The sequence below is a fragment of the Sphingomonas sp. SORGH_AS_0870 genome (assembly GCF_031453175.1).
Lineage (GTDB): Bacteria > Pseudomonadota > Alphaproteobacteria > Sphingomonadales > Sphingomonadaceae > Sphingomonas.
Map to the genome: position 1 here is coordinate 148,056 of NZ_JAVIYW010000002.1, position 21,475 is coordinate 169,530.

Annotated in this window: 20 protein-coding genes and 1 pseudogene; 7 read left to right on the plus strand and 14 right to left on the minus strand. The window is 68.7% G+C overall.

The genetic code is table 11. The features are described 5' to 3' along the window. Positions 1–15: 15 nt before the first annotated feature. Complete coding sequence (gene ispG, locus QE363_RS01030) at positions 16–1,143, minus strand: flavodoxin-dependent (E)-4-hydroxy-3-methylbut-2-enyl-diphosphate synthase (RefSeq protein WP_307101448.1); 1,128 nt, start codon at positions 1,141–1,143, stop codon at positions 16–18. Between the two features lie 64 nt (positions 1,144–1,207). Here ispG and QE363_RS01035 point away from each other — a divergent pair, with 64 nt between their 5' ends. From QE363_RS01035 to QE363_RS01045, 3 genes are read left to right on the plus strand one after another with little or no spacing between them, the layout of a single operon-like run. Beyond that, complete coding sequence (locus QE363_RS01035) at positions 1,208–2,374, plus strand: acyltransferase (protein WP_309690881.1); 1,167 nt, start codon at positions 1,208–1,210, stop codon at positions 2,372–2,374. A gap of 49 nt (positions 2,375–2,423) precedes the next feature. Further along, entirely contained in the window at positions 2,424–3,350 is a 927-nt protein-coding gene (locus QE363_RS01040; protein WP_309690884.1) for an isoaspartyl peptidase/L-asparaginase, read from the plus strand. 10 nt (positions 3,351–3,360) lie between these two features. Next, positions 3,361–4,221: a S1/P1 nuclease gene (locus QE363_RS01045; protein ID WP_309690887.1), complete on the plus strand. Its 861-nt coding sequence runs from the start codon at positions 3,361–3,363 to the stop codon at positions 4,219–4,221. A gap of 277 nt (positions 4,222–4,498) precedes the next feature. Here the strand turns inward: QE363_RS01045 and pal are convergent, their stop codons facing one another. The 9 genes from pal to QE363_RS01090 form a co-directional block, all read right to left on the minus strand. Next, positions 4,499–5,023 (minus strand): peptidoglycan-associated lipoprotein Pal, encoded by a 525-nt coding sequence (gene pal / locus QE363_RS01050; protein ID WP_309690890.1) that lies wholly within the window; start codon positions 5,021–5,023, stop codon positions 4,499–4,501. 58 nt (positions 5,024–5,081) lie between these two features. Continuing rightward, positions 5,082–6,491: a Tol-Pal system beta propeller repeat protein TolB gene (gene tolB / locus QE363_RS01055; protein WP_309690893.1), complete on the minus strand. Its 1,410-nt coding sequence runs from the start codon at positions 6,489–6,491 to the stop codon at positions 5,082–5,084. A gap of 197 nt (positions 6,492–6,688) precedes the next feature. Then, on the minus strand, positions 6,689–7,726 hold the full coding sequence (locus QE363_RS01060; RefSeq protein WP_309690897.1) for a cell envelope biogenesis protein TolA: 1,038 nt from the start codon (positions 7,724–7,726) through the stop codon (positions 6,689–6,691). Then, positions 7,726–8,184 (minus strand): protein TolR, encoded by a 459-nt coding sequence (gene tolR, locus QE363_RS01065; protein WP_309690900.1) that lies wholly within the window; start codon positions 8,182–8,184, stop codon positions 7,726–7,728. The genes QE363_RS01060 and tolR overlap by 1 nt, the downstream gene beginning before the upstream one ends. A 13-nt stretch (positions 8,185–8,197) precedes the next feature. After that, on the minus strand, positions 8,198–8,890 hold the full coding sequence (gene tolQ / locus QE363_RS01070) for a protein TolQ (protein ID WP_309690903.1): 693 nt from the start codon (positions 8,888–8,890) through the stop codon (positions 8,198–8,200). Then, positions 8,887–9,357 (minus strand): YbgC/FadM family acyl-CoA thioesterase, encoded by a 471-nt coding sequence (locus tag QE363_RS01075; RefSeq protein ID WP_309690905.1) that lies wholly within the window; start codon positions 9,355–9,357, stop codon positions 8,887–8,889. The genes tolQ and QE363_RS01075 overlap by 4 nt, the downstream gene beginning before the upstream one ends. 175 nt (positions 9,358–9,532) lie before the next feature. Then, complete coding sequence (locus QE363_RS01080) at positions 9,533–10,327, minus strand: hypothetical protein (protein WP_309690908.1); 795 nt, start codon at positions 10,325–10,327, stop codon at positions 9,533–9,535. A 134-nt stretch (positions 10,328–10,461) separates the two neighbouring features. After that, entirely contained in the window at positions 10,462–11,448 is a 987-nt protein-coding gene (locus tag QE363_RS01085; RefSeq protein ID WP_405053206.1) for an NAD(P)H-dependent flavin oxidoreductase, read from the minus strand. 421 nt (positions 11,449–11,869) lie between these two features. Continuing rightward, on the minus strand, positions 11,870–13,120 hold the full coding sequence (locus tag QE363_RS01090; protein ID WP_294233037.1) for an aspartate kinase: 1,251 nt from the start codon (positions 13,118–13,120) through the stop codon (positions 11,870–11,872). A gap of 54 nt (positions 13,121–13,174) precedes the next feature. Here QE363_RS01090 and ubiG point away from each other — a divergent pair, with 54 nt between their 5' ends. The 3 genes from ubiG to QE363_RS01105 all read left to right on the plus strand — a co-directional run bounded on the left by ubiG (position 13,175) and on the right by QE363_RS01105 (position 16,312). Then, complete coding sequence (ubiG, locus tag QE363_RS01095; protein WP_307101478.1) at positions 13,175–13,912, plus strand: bifunctional 2-polyprenyl-6-hydroxyphenol methylase/3-demethylubiquinol 3-O-methyltransferase UbiG; 738 nt, start codon at positions 13,175–13,177, stop codon at positions 13,910–13,912. A gap of 229 nt (positions 13,913–14,141) precedes the next feature. Further along, positions 14,142–15,578 (plus strand): hypothetical protein, encoded by a 1,437-nt coding sequence (locus tag QE363_RS01100; RefSeq protein WP_309690917.1) that lies wholly within the window; start codon positions 14,142–14,144, stop codon positions 15,576–15,578. Further along, a complete protein-coding gene (locus QE363_RS01105) occupies positions 15,575–16,312 on the plus strand; it encodes a polysaccharide deacetylase family protein (protein ID WP_309690920.1) in 738 nt (245 codons plus the stop codon). The genes QE363_RS01100 and QE363_RS01105 overlap by 4 nt, the downstream gene beginning before the upstream one ends. A 126-nt stretch (positions 16,313–16,438) precedes the next feature. Here QE363_RS01105 and QE363_RS01110 read toward each other — a convergent pair whose 3' ends face one another. From QE363_RS01110 to QE363_RS01120, 3 genes are read right to left on the minus strand one after another with little or no spacing between them, the layout of a single operon-like run. After that, the gene (locus QE363_RS01110; RefSeq protein ID WP_309690923.1) at positions 16,439–17,623 is read right to left on the minus strand and encodes a glycosyltransferase; all 1,185 of its coding nucleotides are present in this window, start codon (positions 17,621–17,623) and stop codon (positions 16,439–16,441) included. Between the two features lie 10 nt (positions 17,624–17,633). After that, positions 17,634–18,161, minus strand: coding sequence for a DUF2141 domain-containing protein (locus QE363_RS01115; RefSeq protein WP_309690926.1), 528 nt, complete (start codon positions 18,159–18,161; stop codon positions 17,634–17,636). Continuing rightward, positions 18,158–19,093: a hypothetical protein gene (locus tag QE363_RS01120; protein WP_309690927.1), complete on the minus strand. Its 936-nt coding sequence runs from the start codon at positions 19,091–19,093 to the stop codon at positions 18,158–18,160. The genes QE363_RS01115 and QE363_RS01120 overlap by 4 nt, the downstream gene beginning before the upstream one ends. Positions 19,094–19,741: 648 nt before the next feature. On the opposite strand from QE363_RS01120, the pseudogene QE363_RS01125 reads away from it, so the two are divergent. After that, a pseudogene (locus tag QE363_RS01125) lies at positions 19,742–20,257 on the plus strand (glycosyltransferase); the annotation flags it as partial. A 94-nt stretch (positions 20,258–20,351) separates the two neighbouring features. Here the strand turns inward: QE363_RS01125 and QE363_RS01130 are convergent. Further along, a complete protein-coding gene (locus QE363_RS01130; RefSeq protein ID WP_309690929.1) occupies positions 20,352–21,470 on the minus strand; it encodes an AI-2E family transporter in 1,119 nt (372 codons plus the stop codon). Between the last annotated feature and the right edge of the window lie 5 nt (positions 21,471–21,475).

Sequence of the window (21,475 nt, forward strand, 5' to 3'; positions counted from 1 at the left end):
AGGAATGGGCCCGGATCACTCCGCCGCGATCGCCGCCTTGGCGACGTCCGCCGCTTCGAGTTCGGCGGCCTTCGCCTCGACCAGCTTGACGATATGGTCGACCATGTCGGCGTCCTCGACCGTATGATCGGTCAGCCCCGACAGATAGACCATGTGCTTGCCATTGCCGCCGCCGGTCACGCCGATATCGGTCTCGCGCGCCTCGCCCGGCCCGTTGACGACGCAGCCCAGCACCGACAGCGACATGGGCGTGCGGATATGCTGGAGCCGTTCCTCCAGCACCTGCACAGTGCGGATCACGTCGAAGCCCTGGCGCGCGCAGGACGGGCAGGACACGACGCGCACGCCGCGATTGCGGATGCCCAGCGCCTTCAGTATCTCGAAGCCGACGCGCACCTCTTCCTCGGGCTCGGCCGAGAGCGAGACGCGAATCGTGTCGCCGATCCCGAACCAGAGGAGCGAACCGATGCCGATCGAGGACTTGACCGTCCCGCCGATCAGCCCGCCCGCCTCGGTGATGCCCAGATGCAGCGGGCAGTCGGTCGCCTCGGCCAGCCCCTGATAGGCCGCCACCGCCAGGAAGACGTCGGACGCCTTCACCGCGACCTTATATTCGTGGAAATCGTGGTCCTGGAGCAGCTTGATATGGTCGAGCGCCGATTCGACCAGCGCCTCGGGACAGGGCTCGCCATATTTCTCAAGCAGGTCCTTCTCCAGGCTACCGGCATTGACCCCGATGCGGATGGCGCAGCCATTGGCCTTGGCCGCGCGGACGACCTCGGCCACGCGCTCGGACGATCCGATATTGCCGGGATTGATGCGCAGGCAGGCCGCGCCCGCATCGGCGGCTTCCAGCGCGCGCTTATAGTGGAAATGGATGTCGGCGACGATCGGCACACGCGCCGCCTTGGTGATCTTGGCCAGCGCGGCGGTCGAATCGGTGTCGGGGCAGGAGACGCGGATGATGTCCGCCCCCGCCTCTTCGCAGCGCCGGATCTGGTTGATCGTGGCGACCGGATCGCTGGTCGGCGTGTTGGTCATGGTCTGCACGGTGACGGGGGCGTCGCCGCCCACGGGCACTTGGCCCACCATGATCTGACGGCTTTGGCGGCGGACAATGTCTCGCCAGGGACGAATGGACATGGGCCCTATATACGCGCAAGCGCGTTGCGGTTCAAAGTCAGTGCTGTACCAGACCGGGCAAAGAATGACCGCCGCCGCCCCCATCCCCCGCCATTACGGACTCGACTGGCTGCGCATCGGCGCCTTCGCCATCCTGATCCTCTATCATATCGGCATGGTCTTCGTGCCATGGGGCTTCCATGTGCAGCTCGCCCGGCTGCCCTGGGTCGCGATCCCGATGCTGGCGAGCAATCCATGGCGGCTGATGCTGCTGTTCGTCGTGTCGGGCTATGCGACCCGCGCGCTGGCGGTCCGGCATCCCTCGATCGCCAGCTTCGCGCGGGGGCGGAGCATCCGGCTGCTCGTCCCGCTGGCGTTCGGGATCGCGGTGCTGGTGCCGCCGCAGATCTGGGCCGAGCTGGTCAGCAAATATGGCTATCCAGGCTCCTATGCGACCTTCTGGCTGCACGACTGGCTAAGCTTCCGACTGATCGGCGGGGTGGTGCCGACGCCCGCCTGGAACCATCTGTGGTTCGTCGCCTATCTGTGGGCCTATACCATGGCGGTGGCGATGCTGCTGGCGGTGGGCGGCCGGTTCGGCGGCAGGGCGCAGGGGCTGTTCGACCGGGTGTTCGGCGGATGGGGCGGCGCGGTGCTGCCGGTGCTGTGGCTTCTGCTGGTCGATATCCGCCTGTTCCCCGGCGGGCTGGAGACGCATGGCCTGATCGACGACTGGCTGGCGCATGCCATCTATTTCCCCGCGCTGCTCTTCGGCTTCGGCATGGCGGGGTCGGAGCGGGTGCTGGGCAGTTTCCGGCGCGGCTGGATCGTCGCGGCGGCCATCGCGCTGGCCAGCTATGCGGTCGCCGCCGCGCTGGAGTGGCGCTGGCCGGGGCTGGCGGGCGCGCCCGCGGGGCTGGGCACCGTCTTTGCGGGCGCACGCGCGGTGCAGGGGTGGATGGCGGTCGTCGCGCTGATCGGGCTGGCGGAGCGTTTCTGGAACCGCGACCATCCGTGGCGCCGCACGCTGACCGAGGCGGTCTTCCCCTTCTATCTGATCCACCAGACGATCATCATCCTCGTCGCGCTGGGCCTGCGCAGGCTGGGCTGGCCGCTGGCGGTCGATGCCGCGATCCTGGTGGCGGCGACGGTGGCGGGCTGCTGGGCCTTTTATCTGGTCGGCCGCAAGCTGCGCTGGCTCCGCCCGCTGATCGGGCTGCGTCCGGGGGATGGCGGGAAAGCGACGATCTGATAGGGGCTCGGGCGCAAAGCCTGTCCCCTTCAAATATCGGAGTTTCCCCATGTCCGCATCCTGGTCGCTGGTCATCCATGGCGGCGCGGGCCGGATCACCCGCGATGTCCTGACCCCCGAACAGGATGCCGGAGCGCGTGCCGGGCTCGACGCCGCGCTGAGGGCCGGGTCGGCGGTACTGGCGGAGGGCGGCAGCGCGCTGGACGCGGTCGAGGCGGCCGTACGCGTCCTGGAGGACGATCCCCATTTCAACGCCGGGCGCGGCGCCTGCTTCACGCAGCACGGCACCAACGAGCTGGACGCCGCGATCATGGACGGGCGCGACCGGCGGGCGGGCTCGGTCGCGGGGGTGACGCGGACCCGCAACCCGGTGACGCTGGCGCGCAAGGTCATGGAGGCCAGCCCGCATGTCCTGCTGGCCGGGCAGGGCGCGGACCGATTCGCGGTCGACCGGGGGCTGGAGCAGGTCGACCCCGCCTGGTTCCACACCGACGAGCGCCGCCGCCAGCTCGACGAACTGCTGTCGCGCGGCGCCGATGCGTTCGACAGCGACATGAAGTACGGCACGGTCGGCGCGGTCGCCTGCGACGCGCGGGGCCATGTTGCCGCCGCCACCTCGACCGGCGGGGTGACCGGCAAGCGCTGGGGCCGGATTGGCGATTCGCCGCTGATCGGCGCGGGCACCTATGCCGACGACCGCGCCTGTGCGGTATCGTGCACCGGCTCGGGCGAGGTCTTCATCCGCGTCGGCGTGGGGCATGAGATCGCCGCGCGTCGCCGCTTCACCGGCGACAGCCTCCAGGCCGCCGCCGACTCGGTGCTGGCCGAGGTGAAGGCGCTGGGCGGCACCGGCGGCACCATCCTGGCCGGGCCCGATGGCGCGATCGCATGGAGCATGACGACCGCAGGCATGTATCGCGGCCGTGCGACGAGTGACGGCGAACACAGGGTGGCGATCTACGCCGACGAGGGATAAAACCCGCGTCATGAAGCACTTGCGCCTGTTCGTCGCGATGATCGCGGCGTCGTTCCTCGCCTCCCCCGCCGCCGCCTATTGGGACTATGGACATCAGACGGTGGCGGCCATCGCCTGGGCCAACATCACGCCGCATGCCCGTGCCGAAATCCGCCGGATCCTGCGCGCGCAAGGCGAGCTCGACACGCCGAGCTGCCCGGTCCGGACGATCGAGGAGGCCAGCGTCTGGCCCGATTGCGTCAAGCCGCTGAAGGACGAGAATGGCAAGTCGCGCTTCAGCTATGCCTATAGCTGGCATTATCAGAATGTGGACATTTGCCAGCCCTTTCGCCTGCCCCCCGCCTGCGACAGCGGGGACTGCGTATCGGCGCAGATTCCGCGCCAGCTCGCGATCCTGAAGGACAAGCGCGCCAGCGATAAGGACCGGGTGATGGCGCTGGCCTTCCTCGTCCACTTCGTCGGCGACCTGCACCAGCCGCTCCATGCCGGGGACAAGGGCGACAAGGGCGGCAACGACACCCATGTCGATTATGGCGACTATGCGACCGCGCGGCTGAACCTGCATTCGATCTGGGACGGGCTGCTCGCCGAGCGGGCGATCTCGACGCCCCCCAAATTGGTCCGCGCCTATCCGGCGGCCGAGCGGCGGCGCGAGGCGGTGGGTGGCGTGATGGCCTGGAGCCGCGAGAACTGGGCGGTCGCCAAGCGCGCCTATGCCGCCGCGATGGGCGGCGATCCCTGCCGGCCAACGCCGGCGCATATGACGATGGATGACGCCGCGATCCGGGCGATGGCCCCGGTCGAGCGCGAGCAGGTGAAGCGGGGTGGGTTGCGGCTGGCGAAGCTGCTGAACCAAGCCTTCAGAGGCTGAACGCCCGAGATTCGTTCGCACTGAGCGAAGTCGAAGTGCACGCCCCGGACCTTGCGGAGAGCGAGTCCCGTGGCCTTCGACTTCGCTCAGGCTGAACGGAGGTTTTGGGGGTATGGCGCCGACCGCATTCCATTCCTCCCCAAGCTATGCTTGGGGAGGGGGACCGCCGGGCGTCAGCCCGGTGGTGGAGGGGCAAAGACGGACGGGCCAAGCCCCTCCACCACGCCCTTCGGGCGCGGTCCCCCTCCCCATCAGAGATGGGGAGGAATGACGATCGTCAGCTCAGGACCACGGTCACCGCGCGGCGGTTCTGCGCATAGCTCGCCTCGTCCGAGCCGAGCGCGATCGGGCGTTCCTTGCCATAGCTGATGACGTTCATCCGGTCGGGCGAGATGCCGCGCGCCGCCAGATAATTCTTGGCCGCGTTCGCGCGACGATCGCCCAGCGCGAGATTATATTCGCGCGTGCCGCGCTCGTCGCAATGCCCCTCGATGGTGATGCGGACATTGGGATAGCGCTGAAGCCACGTCGCCTGGCTGTCCAGGATCGCGCGCGACTCGGGGTCGATGTCATATTGATCGAGCCCGAAATGGATGGTGTTCGACGTCACCGAGCGCTTGAAGTCGGCATCCGACCCGGGGACGATCGCGCCATCGGTCGGGGTGGTCTGGCCTGCATTGGGGTCGGTGGCCGCATTCTGGTCGACCGGCGCGGGCGGCAGGACGGCGGGCCGCTTCTTGGCGCAACCGGCAATGGCCAGCGCCATCGTGGCGACGAGCAGGGTGGTCTTGATCTTGGTCACTGGACTGTCACTCCCTCTTGGTTCGTTTCGCCCCCGAAACTGAAACCCCTATACCCCATCACGGCCGCAACGGCCCCCAGGCCGGGTCCGAGCCGTCGAGCGGCGTCGGAATGCGACGTTCGTTCACCCCGGTCAGGTCGACCATCCACACATCCGCCTTGCCCGACGCCCCCTGTGTCGAGCGCTGGAAGGTGATGACGCGGCCATTGGGGGACCAGCTCGGCCCCTCGTCCTGCCAGCTGTTGGTCAGCAGCTTCTCGGCCCCGCCCGAGGGATTCATGATGCCGATGCGGAACGCGCCGCCCAGCTTGGTGAAGGCGATCAGGTCGCCGCGCGGGCTCCAGACCGGCGTCGCATAGCGGCCGCCGCCGAAGCTGATCCGCTGCTGGTTGGAACCGTCCGCGTTCATGACATAGATTTGCTGCCCGCCCGAACGATCGCTTTCGAACACGATCTTGGAGCCGTCGGGCGAATAGCTGCCGCCGGTATCGATGCCGGGCGCGTTGGTCAGCCGCTGCGGCGTGCCCCCTTGCGCCGAGACGCGGTAGATGTCGGTATTGCCGCCCTGCGCCATCGAGAACAGGATCCAGCGGCCATCGGGCGAGAAGCGCGGCGCGAAGGTCGTCGCGGCATTCTGCACCACCAGCCGCTGACGGCCCGAACCGATGTCATAGACATAGATGGCGGGCCGCTTGTCGACATAGGACATATAGACGATCGACTGCTGGTTCGGCGCGAAGCGCGGGGTCAGCACGATCGACTGGCCGTTGGTCAGGAAACGGTGATTGGCGCCGTCCTGGTCCATGATCGCCAGCCGCTTGATCCGCCGCGCCTTGGACCCCGTCTCGGAGACATAGACGATCCGGCTGTCGAAATAGGGGCCTTCGCCGGTCAGCTTGGTATAGATGGTGTCGGCGCATTTGTGCGCGGCCCGCCGCCAGTCGCCCGGCGACACGACGAAGCCCTGCCGCGCCAACTCGCTCTTGGCCAGCACGTCATAGAGGTAGCAGCCGACCGTCAGCGTCCCGTCGCCATTGGCGCGGACATAGCCCTGGACCAGCGCCTGCGCGCCGGTGCCGTTCCAATAGTCGAAGGCGGGCGCGGTCACTTCCGGGAAGGACACGGTGCGCAGCTGCGCGGGCGGGACCGGCGTGAACAGCCCCGAATTGCGCAGGTCGTTGGTGATGATCTTGGACAGTTCCTGCCCGACGACATCGGTGGTGCCCGCCGCCGTCTGCACCACCGCGCTGGTCGGCATCGCCGGGATCGCGATCGGCATCGGCGCGGAGATGCCGCCCTCGACATCGACGACCAGCCCTTCCTGGCCATTGGCGGGCGCGGCCGCGGGCTGCTGCCCGGCGGGCGCGGGGGCCGCGGGTTGTTCCTGGGGCGCGGGCACGTCCTGCGCGCCGACGGCACTGGCCGCCAGGGCCAGCGTGAGCGGCAGGGTCAGCAGGGAACGGGGCATAAACAGATCCTCAACCCGGGTAACTGAAACGGAAACGCGTGTCGCTCCAGCCGCCTTGCGCTCCATAAAGCGCGGACGGCCTGTCATCCAATGGACAGTTTCTGAAAACTGTCGTCATCATGCCAACGATCCCACGCCCCGTTTTTTCGGGGGCGCGGCCACCGCCGGACGCGAGCGGAAGGACGGACCGGCCATCCTCAACCCGGCAACTTGTAGCGCAGCGTGAAATTGCTCCACCCGCCCGGCACGTCGTACAGCTCGGCGGGAAGCCCGCGCAGCGGCGAGCATCCCTTGAAGGTGGCGATCGCCAGATCGTCGACCCGGTCGACATAGCGTTCGTTCTCGCCATCGACACCGCTATGCCCGACCACACGCGGCGCGGCGGCCAGGCTGCCGTCCTTGTTGAGATGCAGGTTGATCGCGACGCGGATACGCTCGGCGCCCGGCCCCGGCGTCACCTGACGGTTCGCACAGGGCTGGACCTGACGCAGGATCGCCGAGGCGATGTTCGCCAATTGCTGCGCGCCGATCCGGGCGGCGGGCGCCGCCTGCGACCTGGAGGGCGACGGATCGGCCGACAGCCCCTTCAGGAAGTCGGCACCCAGATGCGAGCCGCGCGGGCGGGTCGTGGTCGCCGTCTCGCTCTTGCCGCTGCCGCGCGCCGGGGTGGTCGGCCGGGTCGCGGCGGGCTTGCCCTCCGACCGGCTGGGCCGCGCCGCCGGTGCGGGCTTGGCCGCTGGCGTCGGCTTGGCCGGAGCGGGCCTGGCGGGCGCAGGCTTGGCCGGTTGCGGCCTGGGGCGCGGCTCGGGCGGTTTGGGCTTGGGCTTTTCCGCCGGTCTGGGGGCGGGCTTGGGTTGCGGCTTGGGCTCGGGACGCGGCTCGGGCTTGGCCGGTTCGGGTTTCGGCTGTGGACGGGGTTGAGGCTTGGGCTGCGGTTGCGGCTGGGGCGCGGGCGGTGGCGGCGCAGGCTGCGGCGCGGGCGCGGCCTCGACCGGCTCGGGGGGGGCCGCATCTTCCGGCGCGCCCTCTTCGGGGGCGATCGACTGGGCGGCCTGCTGGTTGGGGGTCGGCGACGCCGCGTCCAGCGCAACATCCTTGACCAGCGAGATGTCGATCGGCGTGACCTTCAGCTTTTCCGGATTCGGCGTCGCCAGAAAGCCGACCGACAACAGGCCGAACAGGACGAGATGCCCTGCGACCGCTATCGCCAATCCCGTCCGCTCGCCACGCTCCATCAGCGCTGGCCCGTTCCCTCGCCCGCGCCACCTTCCACGGTGACCAGCGACACGCGGTTCAGCCCGGCGCGGTTCAGCTCGCCCATGACGCGCATCACCCGGCCGTAATCCAGCGCCCGGTCGGCGCGCAGATAGATTTGCGGCGCCTGCCCATCAGCGCCTTTCCGCGCGGCGATCGCATCCAGCCGCGCGGGCAGGTCGGCATCGCTGATCTCATCGTCGTTCAGGAACAGCCGCCCCTGCTCGTCGATCGCGATCTGCTCGGGCTTCTGGTCCTGGTCCAGCGCCTTGGCCCGGCTGTCGGGCAGGTTGACCGGCACGCCCGTGGTCAGCAGCGGCGCGGTGACCATGAAGATGATCAGCAGCACCAGCATCACGTCGACCAGGGGCGTGACGTTGATGTCCGCCATCGGCGCGCGGCGCCCCCGGCCGGAGCGGGAGGGAAGGTTCATGGCCATCGCCCGTACCCCTTCAGCGTGCCGAGTCGAGCTGGCGGCTGAGCGTGGTGTGGAACCCGTCGGCGAAGCGGTTGAGCGACGCCTCGACCCGGTTCACGCCGTGGCTGAACCGGTTATAGGCGATCACCGCCGGAATGGCGGCGAACAGGCCGATGGCGGTGGCGAACAACGCCTCCGAAATGCCGGGCGCCACGACCGCCAGCGAGGTGTTCTGCGCCTGCGCGATGCCGGTGAAGCTGCGCATGATGCCCCAGACGGTGCCGAACAGGCCGACGAACGGCGCGACCGAGCCGACCGTCGCCAGCACGTTCAGCCGGTCCGACAGCTTGTCGATCTCACCCGCGACCGCCGACCCCATCGCGGTGGCGAGCCGTTCGCGCGTGCCGTCGCGGTCGATATGCCCGCCCGCGGTCGAGCGGCGCCATTCCTGCACGCCCGCCGAGAAGACCCGCGCGGAGGGCAGTTCGCTGTCCTGCTCCATCCGGTGAAAGGCGTCGATATCCTCCGCCTTCCAGAAATCGCGCTCGAACCGGGTCATGCCCTTCTTCGTGCGCGCCAGCTTGCGCGAAAAGGCGACGATGATCGTCCAGGTCCAGATGCTGGACAGCAAAAGTCCGATCATCACGAACTTTACCACCCAGTCGGCGTGGAGGAACAGCGCGACGGGCGACAAACTGGCGGCATCCATGTTGAAGACGGGATTCATGGGTGTTGGGTGTCCCCTTGCCAGACAAGGCGTTGGTAGATGGCGATCCAGTCGGCGGGCTGGCGTCGCGGGCGGCCGTTCGGGCCGACCCATGCGACGGTCACACGCGCGTCGGTCAGCATGACCGCGCCGCACCTGACTGTCTGATGAATGACGACGCGAACCGCACTGACCTGGATCAGCCGCGACGTGACGACCAGATCGTCGTCGAGCCGCGCGGAGGCGGCATAGCGGATGGCGATGTCGGTGACGGCATAGGCGCCCTCGCCCGCCTCATGCGCGGCGCGCTGGTCGATCCCGGCGACCCGCAGCATGTCGGAGCGCGCGCGCTCCATGTAGCGGAGATAGTTGGCGTGATAGACCACGCCCGACAGGTCGGTATCCTCGAAATAGACGCGCACCGCAAAGCGATGCTCGTGCCCCTCGAAGCGGCCGCCCCTCGGCTGGTCGTCGTCCGTCACCGTCATGGTGACCGCCCGTTAACCCATCCGTCCGGGGGAAGGAAGGCACCACGCTGACGAATGATGGAAACCACGCACGACCATCGGCGGCCGAGCCTGGCCGCCGGGTTCCACACGCCGGATAGGATCGCGACCGGCCGAATCACCATCAGCGCCGGGCTGGCCCAGGACGCCGCCGTGCTTATTGCAGCGCGGCGGAATCGACCTTCAGCGACGGCGGGTTGATGACCGGCGGCGCATAGGGCTTGGCGGCGGGGACCGGCTGGCTCGACAGCACGGGGCCGCTCGCCCCGGCCTGCGCGACCGGCGGATTGGCCTGTGCGGCGATGGCGAGCGGCGCGGTCGTGCGCTGCACCGGCACCATCGTCCCCGCGCGCCACGCATCATAGGCGCGGAAGAAGGCGATGAACGGCGCATCCAGCCGGTCCAGCCGCGCCGCCGCGCTGGTTTCGAAATCGTCTGTGGGCGCACTGCTGATATCGGCGAGCACCGCATCGGCGGCGGCGCAGAAGCCCTTGCGCACCGGGGTGGTCGAGAAGAAATTGTACAGCCGGGTCATCGCATCGTCATAGCGGTCGCGCCAGTCGCCGCCCTGCGCCTGATATTCGGCCGAATAGCGTTTCTCGGCGGCGGCCAGCGCGATCTTTCGCGTGGTCAGCATGGTGTTGTAGCGGGTGACGATCAGCCCCTCGTCCGGCCCGCGACAGGCCAGCGCCGCGACGTTCAGCGCCGAACGCAGATGCCAGATCGTCGCCGCGCTGGTCAGCGAACGGTTGGGCGTGGCGTAATTGCCGTCGGGCAGCAGCGCGGGGATCCGCATCCCCGGCGTGGCGCCGGGGGGCAGCGGGGCGCGCGCGACCTGCGGCGGGGCCGGCACCATCACCGGCGGCGGCGCGACCTTGGCGGTCTCGCGCGCGGTACATCCCGCCAGCGAGAGACCGATCGCGATACCCGATACAACACGCAAACTCGCCATGACCCTGATCCTTGGAAAACCCCGCCCCCGGCTGTTGCAGGCGTCATGCCGAATCAAGGTTAACGCGTCGTAACCCGTGCGATGAAGCGAGCCTTATGTCCGAGGGTTGGAAATCCTCCCCGGCGCGGGGAGGATCAGGCCGTGCGCGCGACCAGCGCGGCGGCGGCCTCGGCCATCAGTTGCGCCAGGATGTCGGCGATCGGCTCTTCCTTCGTGACCATGCCGACCGACTGGCCCGCCATCACGCTGCCATGCTCGACATCGCCCTCGATCACCGCGCGGCGCAGCGCGCCCGCCCAGTAATGCTCGATCTGGAGCTGTGCCTCGGCCATCGCGACCTTGCCCTCGTCGAGCGACTGGGCGACTTCGCGCTGCTTGGCGGTGAACAGCTCGCCGCCCGCATTCTTGAGCGCACGGACCGGGATGACCGGCAGGCGCGGGTCGATCTGCACGCTCGCCACCGCGTCGCGGGCCGAGGCGCGGATGAACGCCTTCTTGAAATTGGGATGCGCGATCGATTCGGTCGCGCAGACGAACCGCGTGCCGAGCTGGACGCCCGCCGCGCCCATGTCGAGATAGGCGGCGATCGCCTCGCCCCGGCCGATGCCGCCCGCGACGAAGACGGGCACCTGGTCGGCGATCTCGGGCAGCATTTCCTGCGCCAGCACGCTGGTCGAGACGGGGCCGATATGGCCGCCCGCCTCCATCCCCTCGATCACCAGCGCGTCGACGCCCGAGCGGATCAGCTTCTTGGCAAGGCTGAGCGCGGGGGCGAAGCAGATGACCTTCGCGCCCGTCTCCTTGATCGCCTCCAGCGCGCCCTTGGGGGGCAGGCCACCGGCGAGCACGACATGGCCGACCTGGTGACGACCGCACACCGCGATCAGGTCGAATAGCTGCGGGTGCATGGTGATCAGGTTCACGCCGAAGGGGCGCGTGGTCATCGCCTTGGTCGCGGCGATTTCGGTGTCGAGCAGTTCGGGGGTCATCGCGCCGCACGCGATCACGCCGAAGCCGCCCGCATTGGACATGGCGGAGACGAGGTTGCGCTCTGACACCCAGGACATGGCACCCGCCATGATCGCCATGTCGGCGCCCAGAAATTCCGCGCCGCGCGCCATGCGGGTGGCGAGACGCTGTTCGCCGGTGGTGGTGGTGAGGGTGTCGGTCATCGGCGCTCCATGCCGTGGAGCGCGGCGGACGGCAAGATTTGGTTCACGCGAAGCCGCGATGACGCGAAGAAGAAGGGGTTCGCGCAGAGGCGCAGAGGACGCAGAGAGGTTTCGCGCGCGGCAGCGCAATCGAATCTCCAACAGACCGTTGTTGGAGGACTTCAATAGCGGCCGGATACGCCACCTCTGCGCCCTCCGCGCCTCTGCGCGAACCAATCTTCCTGAATATGCTTCGCGTCTTCGCGGCTTCGCGCGAACCCCATACCCCATAACCGTCATCCCAGCGAAGGCTGGGATCTTTGGCGGACCGGATCGAACCCGGGCCAGAGGCCCCAGCCTTCGCTGGGGCGACGGGGCATCGGTCGGGTCGTTACGCTGCCTCGGCGTCCAGACCATAAGCGGTGTGCAGCACGCGCACCGCCAGTTCGGTATAGTCCTCTTCGATCAACACGCTGACCTTGATCTCCGAGGTGGTGATGGCGAGGATGTTGATCCCGCGCGCGCCCAGCGTCTGGAACATGGTCGACGCCACGCCCGCATGGCTGCGCATACCGACGCCGACCACCGAGATCTTGGCGACCCGCGTGTCGTGGACCATCTTGGCATAACCGATGTCACCGCTCGCCTTTTCCAGCACGTCCAGGGTGCGGGCGAGGTCTGCCGAAGGGACCGTGAAGGTCACGTCCGTCGAGCCGGTCGAATGCGCGATGTTCTGGACGATCATGTCCACGTTGATCCCCGCATCCGCGAGCGGCGCGAAGATCGCGCCCACCGAACCGGGCCGATCCGGCACGGCGGTCAGGGTGATCTTGGCTTCGTTCTTGTCATGCGCGATGCCGGTGATGAGCTGGCGTTCCATATCGTCGATTTCCTCTTCGCCCACGATCAACGTGCCGCGATGTCCGTCTTCGTCCCGTGCGTCGTCGAACGAGCTGAGCACCCGCACGCGCACCTGTTCCTTCATCGCCAGACCCACCGAGCGGGTCTGGAGCACCTTGGCGCCGACGCTGGCGAGTTCCAGCATCTCCTCATAGGTGACCTTCGACAGCTTGCGCGCGCGGGGCACGATGCGGGGGTCGGTGGTGTAGACGCCGTCGACATCGGTATAGATGTCGCACCGCTCCGCCTTCATCGCCGCCGCGACCGCGACCGCGCTGGTATCCGAACCGCCGCGACCCAGCGTCGTGACCCGGTTGCCCTCGGCCACGCCCTGGAAGCCGGGGATGACCGCGACCACGCCCGCCGCCAGGCTCTCGTCCAGCGCGGTGGTGTCGATCTCGCCGATTCGCGCCTTCGCGAACGCCGTGTCGGTGTGGATCGGCAATTGCCAACCCAGCCACGAACGGGCGGGGACGCCCATCGCCTGGAGCGTGATCGCCAGCAGCCCGCTGGTGATCTGTTCGCCCGCCGAGACGACGACGTCATATTCCTGGGGATCGTAGAGCGACGAGGCCTCGCGGCAGAAACCGACCAGCCGGTCGGTCTCGCCCGCCATCGCGGAGACGACGACCGCGACCTGATGCCCAGCCTCCACCTCGCGTTTGACCCGCGCCGCCACGTTGCGGATGCGCTCGATTCCGGCCATCGAGGTGCCGCCGAACTTCATCACGATACGGGCCATGCGGTTTTTGCCAATCTCCTTGGGGTAAAACGGCGGTCCTGATAGGTAGCCCCCATGACGAACGCAAGCCATTTGAACGATTCTACCATTATCGGCGCCGAAGCCGCACATTTCGGAAAGATGGCGGCCGAGTGGTGGGACCCCAAAGGGTCGAGCGCGATGCTGCACCGGCTGAACCCGCCGCGCCTGCGCTATATCCGCGAGCAGATCGATCTGCACTGGGATGCCGACGGACAGGGCTTCACCCCCCTGACGGGCAAGCGCGCGCTCGATGTCGGATGCGGGGCGGGGTTGCTGTGCGAGCCGCTGGCGCGCCTGGGCGCCGAGGTGACGGGGCTGGACGCGGCGGCCGAGAATGTCGCGGTCGCCGCCGCCCATGCCGCGCAATCGGGCCTGGCGATCCATTACCGCGCGGGCAGCGTCGAGGGGCTGGCCGGCGAGACGTTCGACCTCGTCACCTCGCTGGAGGTGATCGAGCATGTCGCCGATCCGGCGCGCTTCGTGCGCGGGCTGGCCGATGCGCTGGCGCCCGGCGGGCTGATGATCCTGTCGACGCCCAACCGCACGCCGCTGTCGAAACTGGCGCTGATCACGCTGGCGGAGGGGACGGGCGCGATCCCCAAGGGCACGCATGACTGGTCGAAATTCCTGACCCCCGACGAACTGACCGCCTTGCTGACCCAGGCGGGACTGACGGTGCGCGACGTGCGCGGGCTGAGCTATTCGCCGACCAAGGGGTTCATGGTCAGCGACTCGACCGCGCTCGACTATTTCGTCACCGCGACGCGGTAATTCCCTTTCCTCCCCTGCAAGGGGAGGTGGCAGGCCGCAGGCCTGACGGAGGGGTGTCCCGGCCCGAGAGGACAGGGATACCCCCGCCACCGGGAACACCCCTCCACCATGCTTCGCATGTGTGCGAGGGAGATGGTGCCCCCCGGGCACCATCTTGACGTGCCGGGGGGCACGGCAAAGCTCGCCCACCCTCCCCTTGCAGGGGCGGATTGATTCTGGACCTATCCGAATGTCGAGACTGCCTAGCAATCGCCCCGCCACGGCGAACCACCGCCTCCTCATCCTGCTCGCCGTGGCGATCCTCGCCCGCGTGGCCACCTTCGGCAACCCGGTGGTCCATGTGGACGAGGAGTTCTACTTCTTCACCGGCCATGCGATGTGGCAGGGTGCGTGGCCCTTCGTTGATGTGTGGGACCGCAAGCCGATCGGGCTGTTCCTGCTCTATGCCGTGCCCGCCGCATTCGGGTTTCCGGCGGGCATCTGGGCCTATCAGGCGATGGCGCTGGCCAGCGTGGTCGCGACCGGATGGCTGGTCGCGCGGATGGCGGAGCGACTCGGCTGGGGCGCGGGCGCGACGGCGGCGGGCATCGCCTATATCCTGTGGATCGGCCTGCTCGGCGGACAGGGCGGGCAGGCGCCGGTCTTCTACAATCTGCTGATGATGGGCGCGGCTTGGGCGATCCTCGAATCGGATCGGCGGGGGGTGCGCAGCCTGGGGCTGGCCGCGATGGCGCTGGTCGGGGCGATCCTCCAGATCAAATATTCGGCGGTGTTCGAGGGGATGGTCTTCGGCCTGTGGCTGCTGGGCGGCGAGTGGCGGCGGAGCCGGAGCCCGGTCGCGCTGATCCTGTACGGCGCGGCGCTGGTCCTGGTGTCGCTGGTCCCGACTGCGCTGGCGGCGGGCGTCTATGCCGCGATCGGCCAGTGGGCCGCGTTCCTCTACGCCAATTTCCTGTCGATCTTCCATCGCAACCCCGATCCCCTGCCCGAGCTGGCGGGCAATCTGGGGCAGATGGTCCTGATCCTGTCGCCGGTCGTGACGCTGGCGGTGCTGGGCCTCAAGCGCGCGACCCGCAATCGGGAGCATGGCTTCCTGGCGGTCTGGCTGGCGGCCGCGATCGTCGGCGTGCTGCTGTTCCGGCCCTGGTTCGACCATTATGGCCTGCCCATCCTGCTGCCCGCCTGCACCGCCGCCGCCGCGATGCTGGGACGCGCGGACTGGCGGCGGCGCTACACGCCCGCACTGCTGCTCACCGCCGCCCTGGCCGGGCAGATCGTGCTGGTCGCGCTGCGCCACGAGCGCGGTGGTCCCGCCCAGTTCGCCGCCTTGTCCCAGGCGGTCGGCAAGGGGCCGGGATGCCTCTATGTCTATTCGGGCAGCACGATGCTCTATGTCGCGACCGAGCGTTGCACCCTGTCGCGCTATATCGTGCCCGCGCATCTCAGCCGCGCGCGCGAAGCGGGTGCGACCGGCGTCGACCAGGATGCCGAGATCACCCGTATCCTCGCCCGGCGCCCCGCCGTGGTCGTGATGCGCCCGCCCTATAATGGCGAGCGGCCCGCCGCCCATGCCCGCATCATGGCGGCGATGGCGGACGGATACCGGCTGAGCGCGAAACTGCCGATGGGCAATGAGATGATCAGCGTCTATAAATCCACGCGATGAAACGCCTTCTCGCCTCGATCCATGACGTGTCCCCCCGGTTCGAGGGGGCGGTCGATGCGCTGTTCGACCGGCTGTCGGGCCATCTCGGCGGGCCGCGCCTGGCCATGCTGGTCATCCCCGACCATTGGAACAGCGCGCCGATCGCGCCGGGCACCCCCTTTGCCACCCGCCTGCGTGACTGGGCGGACATGGGGATCGAGATGTTCGTCCATGGCTGGTCGCACAAGGACGACATGGTCCATACCGACCAGAAGACCGCGCTGAAGGCCAAGCACATGACCGCGGGCGAAGGCGAGTTCGTCGGCTTGCCCCATGCCGAGGCGCTGCGCCGGATGCGGCGCGGCACCGCGCTGATCGAGGATATCATCGGCCGCCGCGCGACCGGCTTCATCGCGCCCGCCTGGCTCTATTCGGACGAGGCGCGTCTGGCGCTGGGCGATGCGGGATTCGGGCTGGCGGAGGATCATTTCCGCGTCTGGACGCCCGCCGACGGCCGGATCGTCGCGCGTGGGCCGGTCGTCACCTGGGCGAGTCGCTCGCGCGGTCGCCAGCTCAGCTCGCTCGCCGCCGCCGCCGTGCTGCGCCATGGCCTGCGCCCGACGCCGGTGGCGCGAGTCGCGGTCCATCCGGGCGACAATGGCGTGCCCGCGCTGCTCGACAGCATCGACAAGACCTATTCGCGGCTGGCGAAGACCCATACGCCGTCGCGCTATGCGGATTTGCTGGCGGCCTGACGCCACCAGCCCCCAACCTCCGTTCACGCTGAGCGAAGTCGAAGCGCACGCCCGGCGCTTGCACATAGGGATTCCCGTGGCCTTCGACTACGCTCAGGCTGAACGGGGGGCGGGAGAAAGCGAGCCTCAGGCCGCTGCCCGCTCGCCCATTTCCCCATCGAGCAGCCGCTGATAGCGTGCGATCAGCGCCTCGGCATGGTCGCGGTCGCTGAACACCTTGCCCGCCGCCACGCGCGCGGCGTTGCGTAGCACCCGCTGGTCGCGCGACAATAGCCGCTCGATCGCCTCGGCGCAGGCCGCGCCGTCGCGAGCGCGGAACGTCTCGGCGAACAGCGGATTGGCGACCTCGGCGCACCCGCCATAATCGGGCACCACCAGCGGCAATCCTGAGGCCAGCGCCTCCGACGCCACCAGCCCGAAGGTCTCGGTCTCGCACCCATGGACCAGCGCGTCGCAGCTCGCCATGATCCGCGCCAGGCGCGGGCGGTCATAGACCGGGCGGAACAGGCGGATATGCGGGCTGCCTGCGATCCGCTTCTCCAGCGCGCGGCTGGCAACGCCGCCGCCGATCAGGACCAGCCCGACCGGACGGCTGGAGGCCACCCGCTCGACCGCGTCGATCACCATCGTCCAGCGCTTTTCGGGGTGATGCCGCCCCAGCCCCAGCAACAGATGCGCATCCTCGGGCAGCGCGCACTGCGCCAGCAGCGCCGCACGCAACCGTTCGTCGCGGTGGTCGGGCGAGAAGAAATGCCGCTCGATCCCCAGCGGAATCCCCTCGTCCACCCGCACGCCGCGCTTGCCGAGTCGCTTGACCAGCGCCGGGCCGTTCGACAGCACCAGGTCGTAATGGTCGAGGAAGCGGTTCATGTAGCGGCTGTACCAGCTGAACCAGTCCTCCACCCGCTCCTGCGCGACGATGCCGTCCAGCCAGCGGACCGGATAGGTGCCGACATTGTCGTTGTGCATGAAGAAGACCTTCTTCGCGCGCCCCTGCCAGTTGGCGACGAACCAGGCGGGCTTGGCGGGCGACGACACCTCGACGATGTCGGGGTCCAGCTCGTCGAGCAGGCGGCACACCGGCGCGCCGTCCCAGAACATGCCGTAATTGGTGTCCAGGATCAGGCGCGGCGCCTTGATATAGATGATCTTGCCGCCGCCCGGACGCTCCTCGACCATGTCCTCGGTGCCGGGGGCGAGCACGATCAGCTCATGGCCCATCTCGGCCAGGATCGACATCTTGCGGTCGATATAGGTCCGCACCCCCCCGCCGGTGGGCGAGTAGAATTCGTTGACGTCGACGATACGCATCGCCTTCCCCTTATTCGACCGGGCCGAAGCCGCTCAGGCCCCGCAGATATTGGGCGCGAATGGTCACCGTCGCCACCCCCGACGGCACGTCGATCAGCGCCGATTCGAGCGGCGGCTTGCGGCGGCCCAGCTTGGTGTTGGCCGGGAAGCCCGCGCCGTCGCTCCAGAAGTTGAACTTGTTCTTGCCATCGCGGTCATGCGTGAACAACAGCGCATAGCGGCCCGGGCGCGGCACCCGGATGCACATCGCGATCGGCCCGCCGCCCGTCGGCGTCGGCACCTGGACGCGGCGGAACGTCTTGCCCGCGCGGACCAGCACGCCGTCGTCGGCCAGGAAATCCTCCTCGTTCGCCGGATAGAGTTCCAGCTTGAGATTGCCCTTGCGGTCCTTCAACCCCTCGATCCGGGCCAGGATCGCCGGGCCGCCGCCGCCGGTGCAGGCCGCCGCATCGCTGCCCAGCACCTGCGCGCCCGCCGCCTGCGGCACCGCCGCCAGCGCGATCGCCGTAACCGCCATCATCTTCATCACGCGAATCATGCGCGCACCTTCCGAACCAATGCCGTCAAACCGAACCCGGCGATCAGCACGACATGGACCAACAAAGTTAGCGCCGCGGTGAACGCGATCAGTTCGCTCAATTCCTGATCCTGCCCGATCAACAGGATCGCGAAATTGGCGAAAAGAAGGTCCTTGTTGGGCACCAGCGGCAGGCGCGAGACGAGCAGCCGCGCCGCCGACAGGAACAGCCACATGCCGAGCGACACGCTGGGCATCCCGTAATGCCAGGCGAGCGCCACCAGCAGCGAATTGGCGATCAGGCGGACGCAATGGACCATGAAGACCCACCAAAGCGTCCTGCGATCGAGCGAGAAGACCCGGCGCGAGAAGATCAGGAAGGGCAGTGAGGTCGCCATGACGATCGCGATCGATCCCCAGACCAGCCGCAACTGGTCGGCGGTCAGCAATTCGCGCCCGACCGGCAGCGCCAGCCCGATCATCAACAGGGTGATCGCATTGCCCGCGATCGCCGACAGGATGCCGACATCCTTGACCGCGCCGAAGGGCGCCGCGACCATCTTCGCATTGGCGCGCGCCCAGGCATAGAAATAGGCCTCGCCCGAATAGCTGAACGCGACCTCATTGGCGATCCGCTTGCGGATCAGTGCGGCCATGCCGCTGATCGGAATGCCCCACAGCCGCCGGAAGATGATGTAGTCGCCGATCGGCAGCGCCATGTAGAGGCCGAAGAAGACGATGTAGAACATCGGATTGGTCGGCACCGAATGGCTCAGCCCGACCAGCCCGCGCCCCAGCAGCTCATGCCCCAGCCCCACGATCATGGCGAGCGTCAGCGCGCCGCCGATGATGGCGGGCCAGCGGCTCTTCACGGTCTTCAGCGGCTCCAGCGCGGCCATGTCGCGCGCCACCGGTCCGCTCGTCGCAGACGGGATCGCCTGTTGCGGGGTCATGGGATCATCTCGTTCATTCTGCACGTTAGGGAGATTCCTCGGCGGCGGCGCGCCGGCGGCGCCCGCTAACCTCAACACTGCTTTCTCGCACCTGAATAAGAATTCATCTCTGTCCGGTGATTGTGTCCACCATAGGGCTGATCCTGACATAATTGAGCGACAAGCGCCGATTATCGCCGCATCCCATTGTCGCCATCGTCCCCGTGGGAGCCCATGCCAGCCGATCATATCCTGACTTACGCGCTGGCGATGCGCGGCGGCGTGGAAGCGGCGCTGGGCCGGATGTTCCAGGGCTGGCTGGACCGCGGCCGCCGCGTGACGCTGGTGCTGGGCGAGGAAAGCGGTCAGTTCCAGGCGGGCGTGCCGATGGGGGTGGAGACGGTGACGCTGGGGCATCAGAGCTATGCCGGGCTGTGCACCACCCTGCCCGCGATGATCGGGCGGATGCGGCCCGACATCATCTTCTGCCCGGGCAATCATTATACCAGCATGGCGGCATGGAGCCGGTTGCGGCTGGCCGGGGCCTGCCCGCCGATCGTCGCCAAGATGTCGAACGCGGTCGAACGCGGCGACCATCATCCCGTCCTCGCCTGGGGCCAGCGGCAATGGCTGGCGCGGCACCGGCTGTTCCTCGACGCGCTGGTGGCGATGACGCCCGCCACCGCGCGCGCGGCGCAGGATGCCACCGGGCTGTCGGTCGCGGTCATCCCCAACCCGCCCGCCGCGCTGCCCGACCTGTCGCTCGACCGGCCGCGCCCGCCCGGTCGCCGGATCCTGGGCGTCGGACGACTCGAGCCGCAGAAGCGCTGGGACCGGCTGATCACCGCGATGACGCATCTGCCGCCCGACATCGGGCTGACCATCCTGGGCGAAGGCAGCCTGCGGCCTGCGCTGACCGCGCAGATCGCCGCGCTGGGCCTTACCGGCCGCGTGACGTTGCCGGGACACAGCGCCGACGCCCCCGCCGCGATGGCGGCGGCGCAGGTGGTGGCGCTGGCGTCGGATTATGAAGGCGTGCCCGGCGTGCTGCGCGAGGCGCTGGCGGTCGGGACCCCGGTCGTCGCGACCGATTCGAGCCCGGCGGTGCGCGAGATCGTCCGCGACCCCGCGCTGGGCACGGTCGTCGCGCGCGAGGATCTGGCGGGGCTGGTCGCGGCGCTCCGCCACTGGCTGGACCCGGTCGCGCCGCGCCCCGATCCCGTGCCGCAGCCGGGGCAGGATTCGCCCGACCGCTATCTGGCGCTGTTCGATTCGATCGTCACCGCCCGGCACAACCGCCAGGCGCTGGCGTCAGGCAATGTCCGCTTCGGCGCGCGCGCTGTCGCCGTCGCGCGCCGCCTCGCGCTCCGACGCGGCGCTGTAGCGCGGACTTGGCCATCGCGGTCATCGGGTCGGCCAGCGCCAGCCCGAGGATGCCGAACAGCGCGCTCGCCATGATCTGGGTCGACAGGGTCAGCGCGGGGGGCAGGTCGACCGTCCGCTTGGCGACCATCGGCACCACGACATATCCGTCGAAGGTCTGCACGACCAGATAGGTGCCGATCGCCCAGAAACCGGCATCGGTCCCCGCCGAAAAGCCGACCGCGATCATCAGCGTGCCGGTGATGATCGCGCCGATATTGGGGATGAAGGCCAGGATGCCCGCGATGATGCCGAGCAGCAGCGCCATCGGCACGCCCCCGATCATCAGCGCGATGCCGGTCAGCACCCCCTCCACCGCCATGCCGAGCAGCCGCCCGGCGAGCAGCTTGCGCAGCGTGCTCATGACGCGCGCCTGCGTGATCGCGAACTCGGCGCGCGCGGCGCGCGGGACCATCCATTGCAGGCCGCGCGCATAGCCTTCCGGATCCATCGCCAGGAACAACCCGATGATGAGGATCATGAACGCCGAGGTGATCGCCCCGACCGCCGTACCCACCCACGAGGTCAGCCGCCCGATCGAGCCCAGCGACTGTTTCACCAGCCCGTTGATGTCCGAGGTGCCGGGCATCAGCCCCTGCGACGCCAGCCATTCGGTCAACCGCCCAACCTGGGTCTCCAGCGTGGAGCGAAGCTGCGTCACCTGCTGCGTCATCTCGACGCCGGTCAGGAAGAAGGTGCCGAGCAGGAACGCCGTCACCGCCAGCACGACGATCAGCAGCCGCCAGCCGCGCCCGATCGGCAACACCCGCCCGAGCAGCCGCACGCCGCCGTCGAGCAGCGTGGCGAAGACCAGCCCGGCAAAGATCACCAGCAGCGGCTGGACCAGCAGCACCGCGATCGCGATGCCCGCGATCAGCCCCAGCCAGATCGCCGCGCGCGTCAACTCCCGCCGGACGAAGCCCTCGCGAAACTCGATCGGTGCGGGGGCGTCGGTCAGCGGGGCCGGTTCGGTCATGGCGT

Coding starts and splice junctions, on each gene's coding strand:
- ispG (WP_307101448.1), bottom strand. CDS start 1,143: ATGTCCATTCGTCCCTGGCGAGACATTGTCCGCCGCCAAAGCCGTCAG.
- QE363_RS01035 (WP_309690881.1), top strand. CDS start 1,208: ATGACCGCCGCCGCCCCCATCCCCCGCCATTACGGACTCGACTGGCTG.
- QE363_RS01040 (WP_309690884.1), top strand. CDS start 2,424: ATGTCCGCATCCTGGTCGCTGGTCATCCATGGCGGCGCGGGCCGGATC.
- QE363_RS01045 (WP_309690887.1), top strand. CDS start 3,361: ATGAAGCACTTGCGCCTGTTCGTCGCGATGATCGCGGCGTCGTTCCTC.
- tolB (WP_309690893.1), bottom strand. CDS start 6,491: ATGCCCCGTTCCCTGCTGACCCTGCCGCTCACGCTGGCCCTGGCGGCC.
- QE363_RS01060 (WP_309690897.1), bottom strand. CDS start 7,726: ATGGAGCGTGGCGAGCGGACGGGATTGGCGATAGCGGTCGCAGGGCAT.
- tolR (WP_309690900.1), bottom strand. CDS start 8,184: ATGGCCATGAACCTTCCCTCCCGCTCCGGCCGGGGGCGCCGCGCGCCG.
- tolQ (WP_309690903.1), bottom strand. CDS start 8,890: ATGAATCCCGTCTTCAACATGGATGCCGCCAGTTTGTCGCCCGTCGCG.
- QE363_RS01075 (WP_309690905.1), bottom strand. CDS start 9,357: ATGACGGTGACGGACGACGACCAGCCGAGGGGCGGCCGCTTCGAGGGG.
- QE363_RS01080 (WP_309690908.1), bottom strand. CDS start 10,327: ATGGCGAGTTTGCGTGTTGTATCGGGTATCGCGATCGGTCTCTCGCTG.
- QE363_RS01085 (WP_405053206.1), bottom strand. CDS start 11,448: ATGGCGCGCGGCGCGGAATTTCTGGGCGCCGACATGGCGATCATGGCG.
- QE363_RS01090 (WP_294233037.1), bottom strand. CDS start 13,120: ATGGCCCGTATCGTGATGAAGTTCGGCGGCACCTCGATGGCCGGAATC.
- ubiG (WP_307101478.1), top strand. CDS start 13,175: ATGACGAACGCAAGCCATTTGAACGATTCTACCATTATCGGCGCCGAA.
- QE363_RS01100 (WP_309690917.1), top strand. CDS start 14,142: ATGTCGAGACTGCCTAGCAATCGCCCCGCCACGGCGAACCACCGCCTC.
- QE363_RS01105 (WP_309690920.1), top strand. CDS start 15,575: ATGAAACGCCTTCTCGCCTCGATCCATGACGTGTCCCCCCGGTTCGAG.
- QE363_RS01110 (WP_309690923.1), bottom strand. CDS start 17,623: ATGCGTATCGTCGACGTCAACGAATTCTACTCGCCCACCGGCGGGGGG.
- QE363_RS01115 (WP_309690926.1), bottom strand. CDS start 18,161: ATGATTCGCGTGATGAAGATGATGGCGGTTACGGCGATCGCGCTGGCG.
- QE363_RS01120 (WP_309690927.1), bottom strand. CDS start 19,093: ATGACCCCGCAACAGGCGATCCCGTCTGCGACGAGCGGACCGGTGGCG.
- QE363_RS01130 (WP_309690929.1), bottom strand. CDS start 21,470: ATGACCGAACCGGCCCCGCTGACCGACGCCCCCGCACCGATCGAGTTT.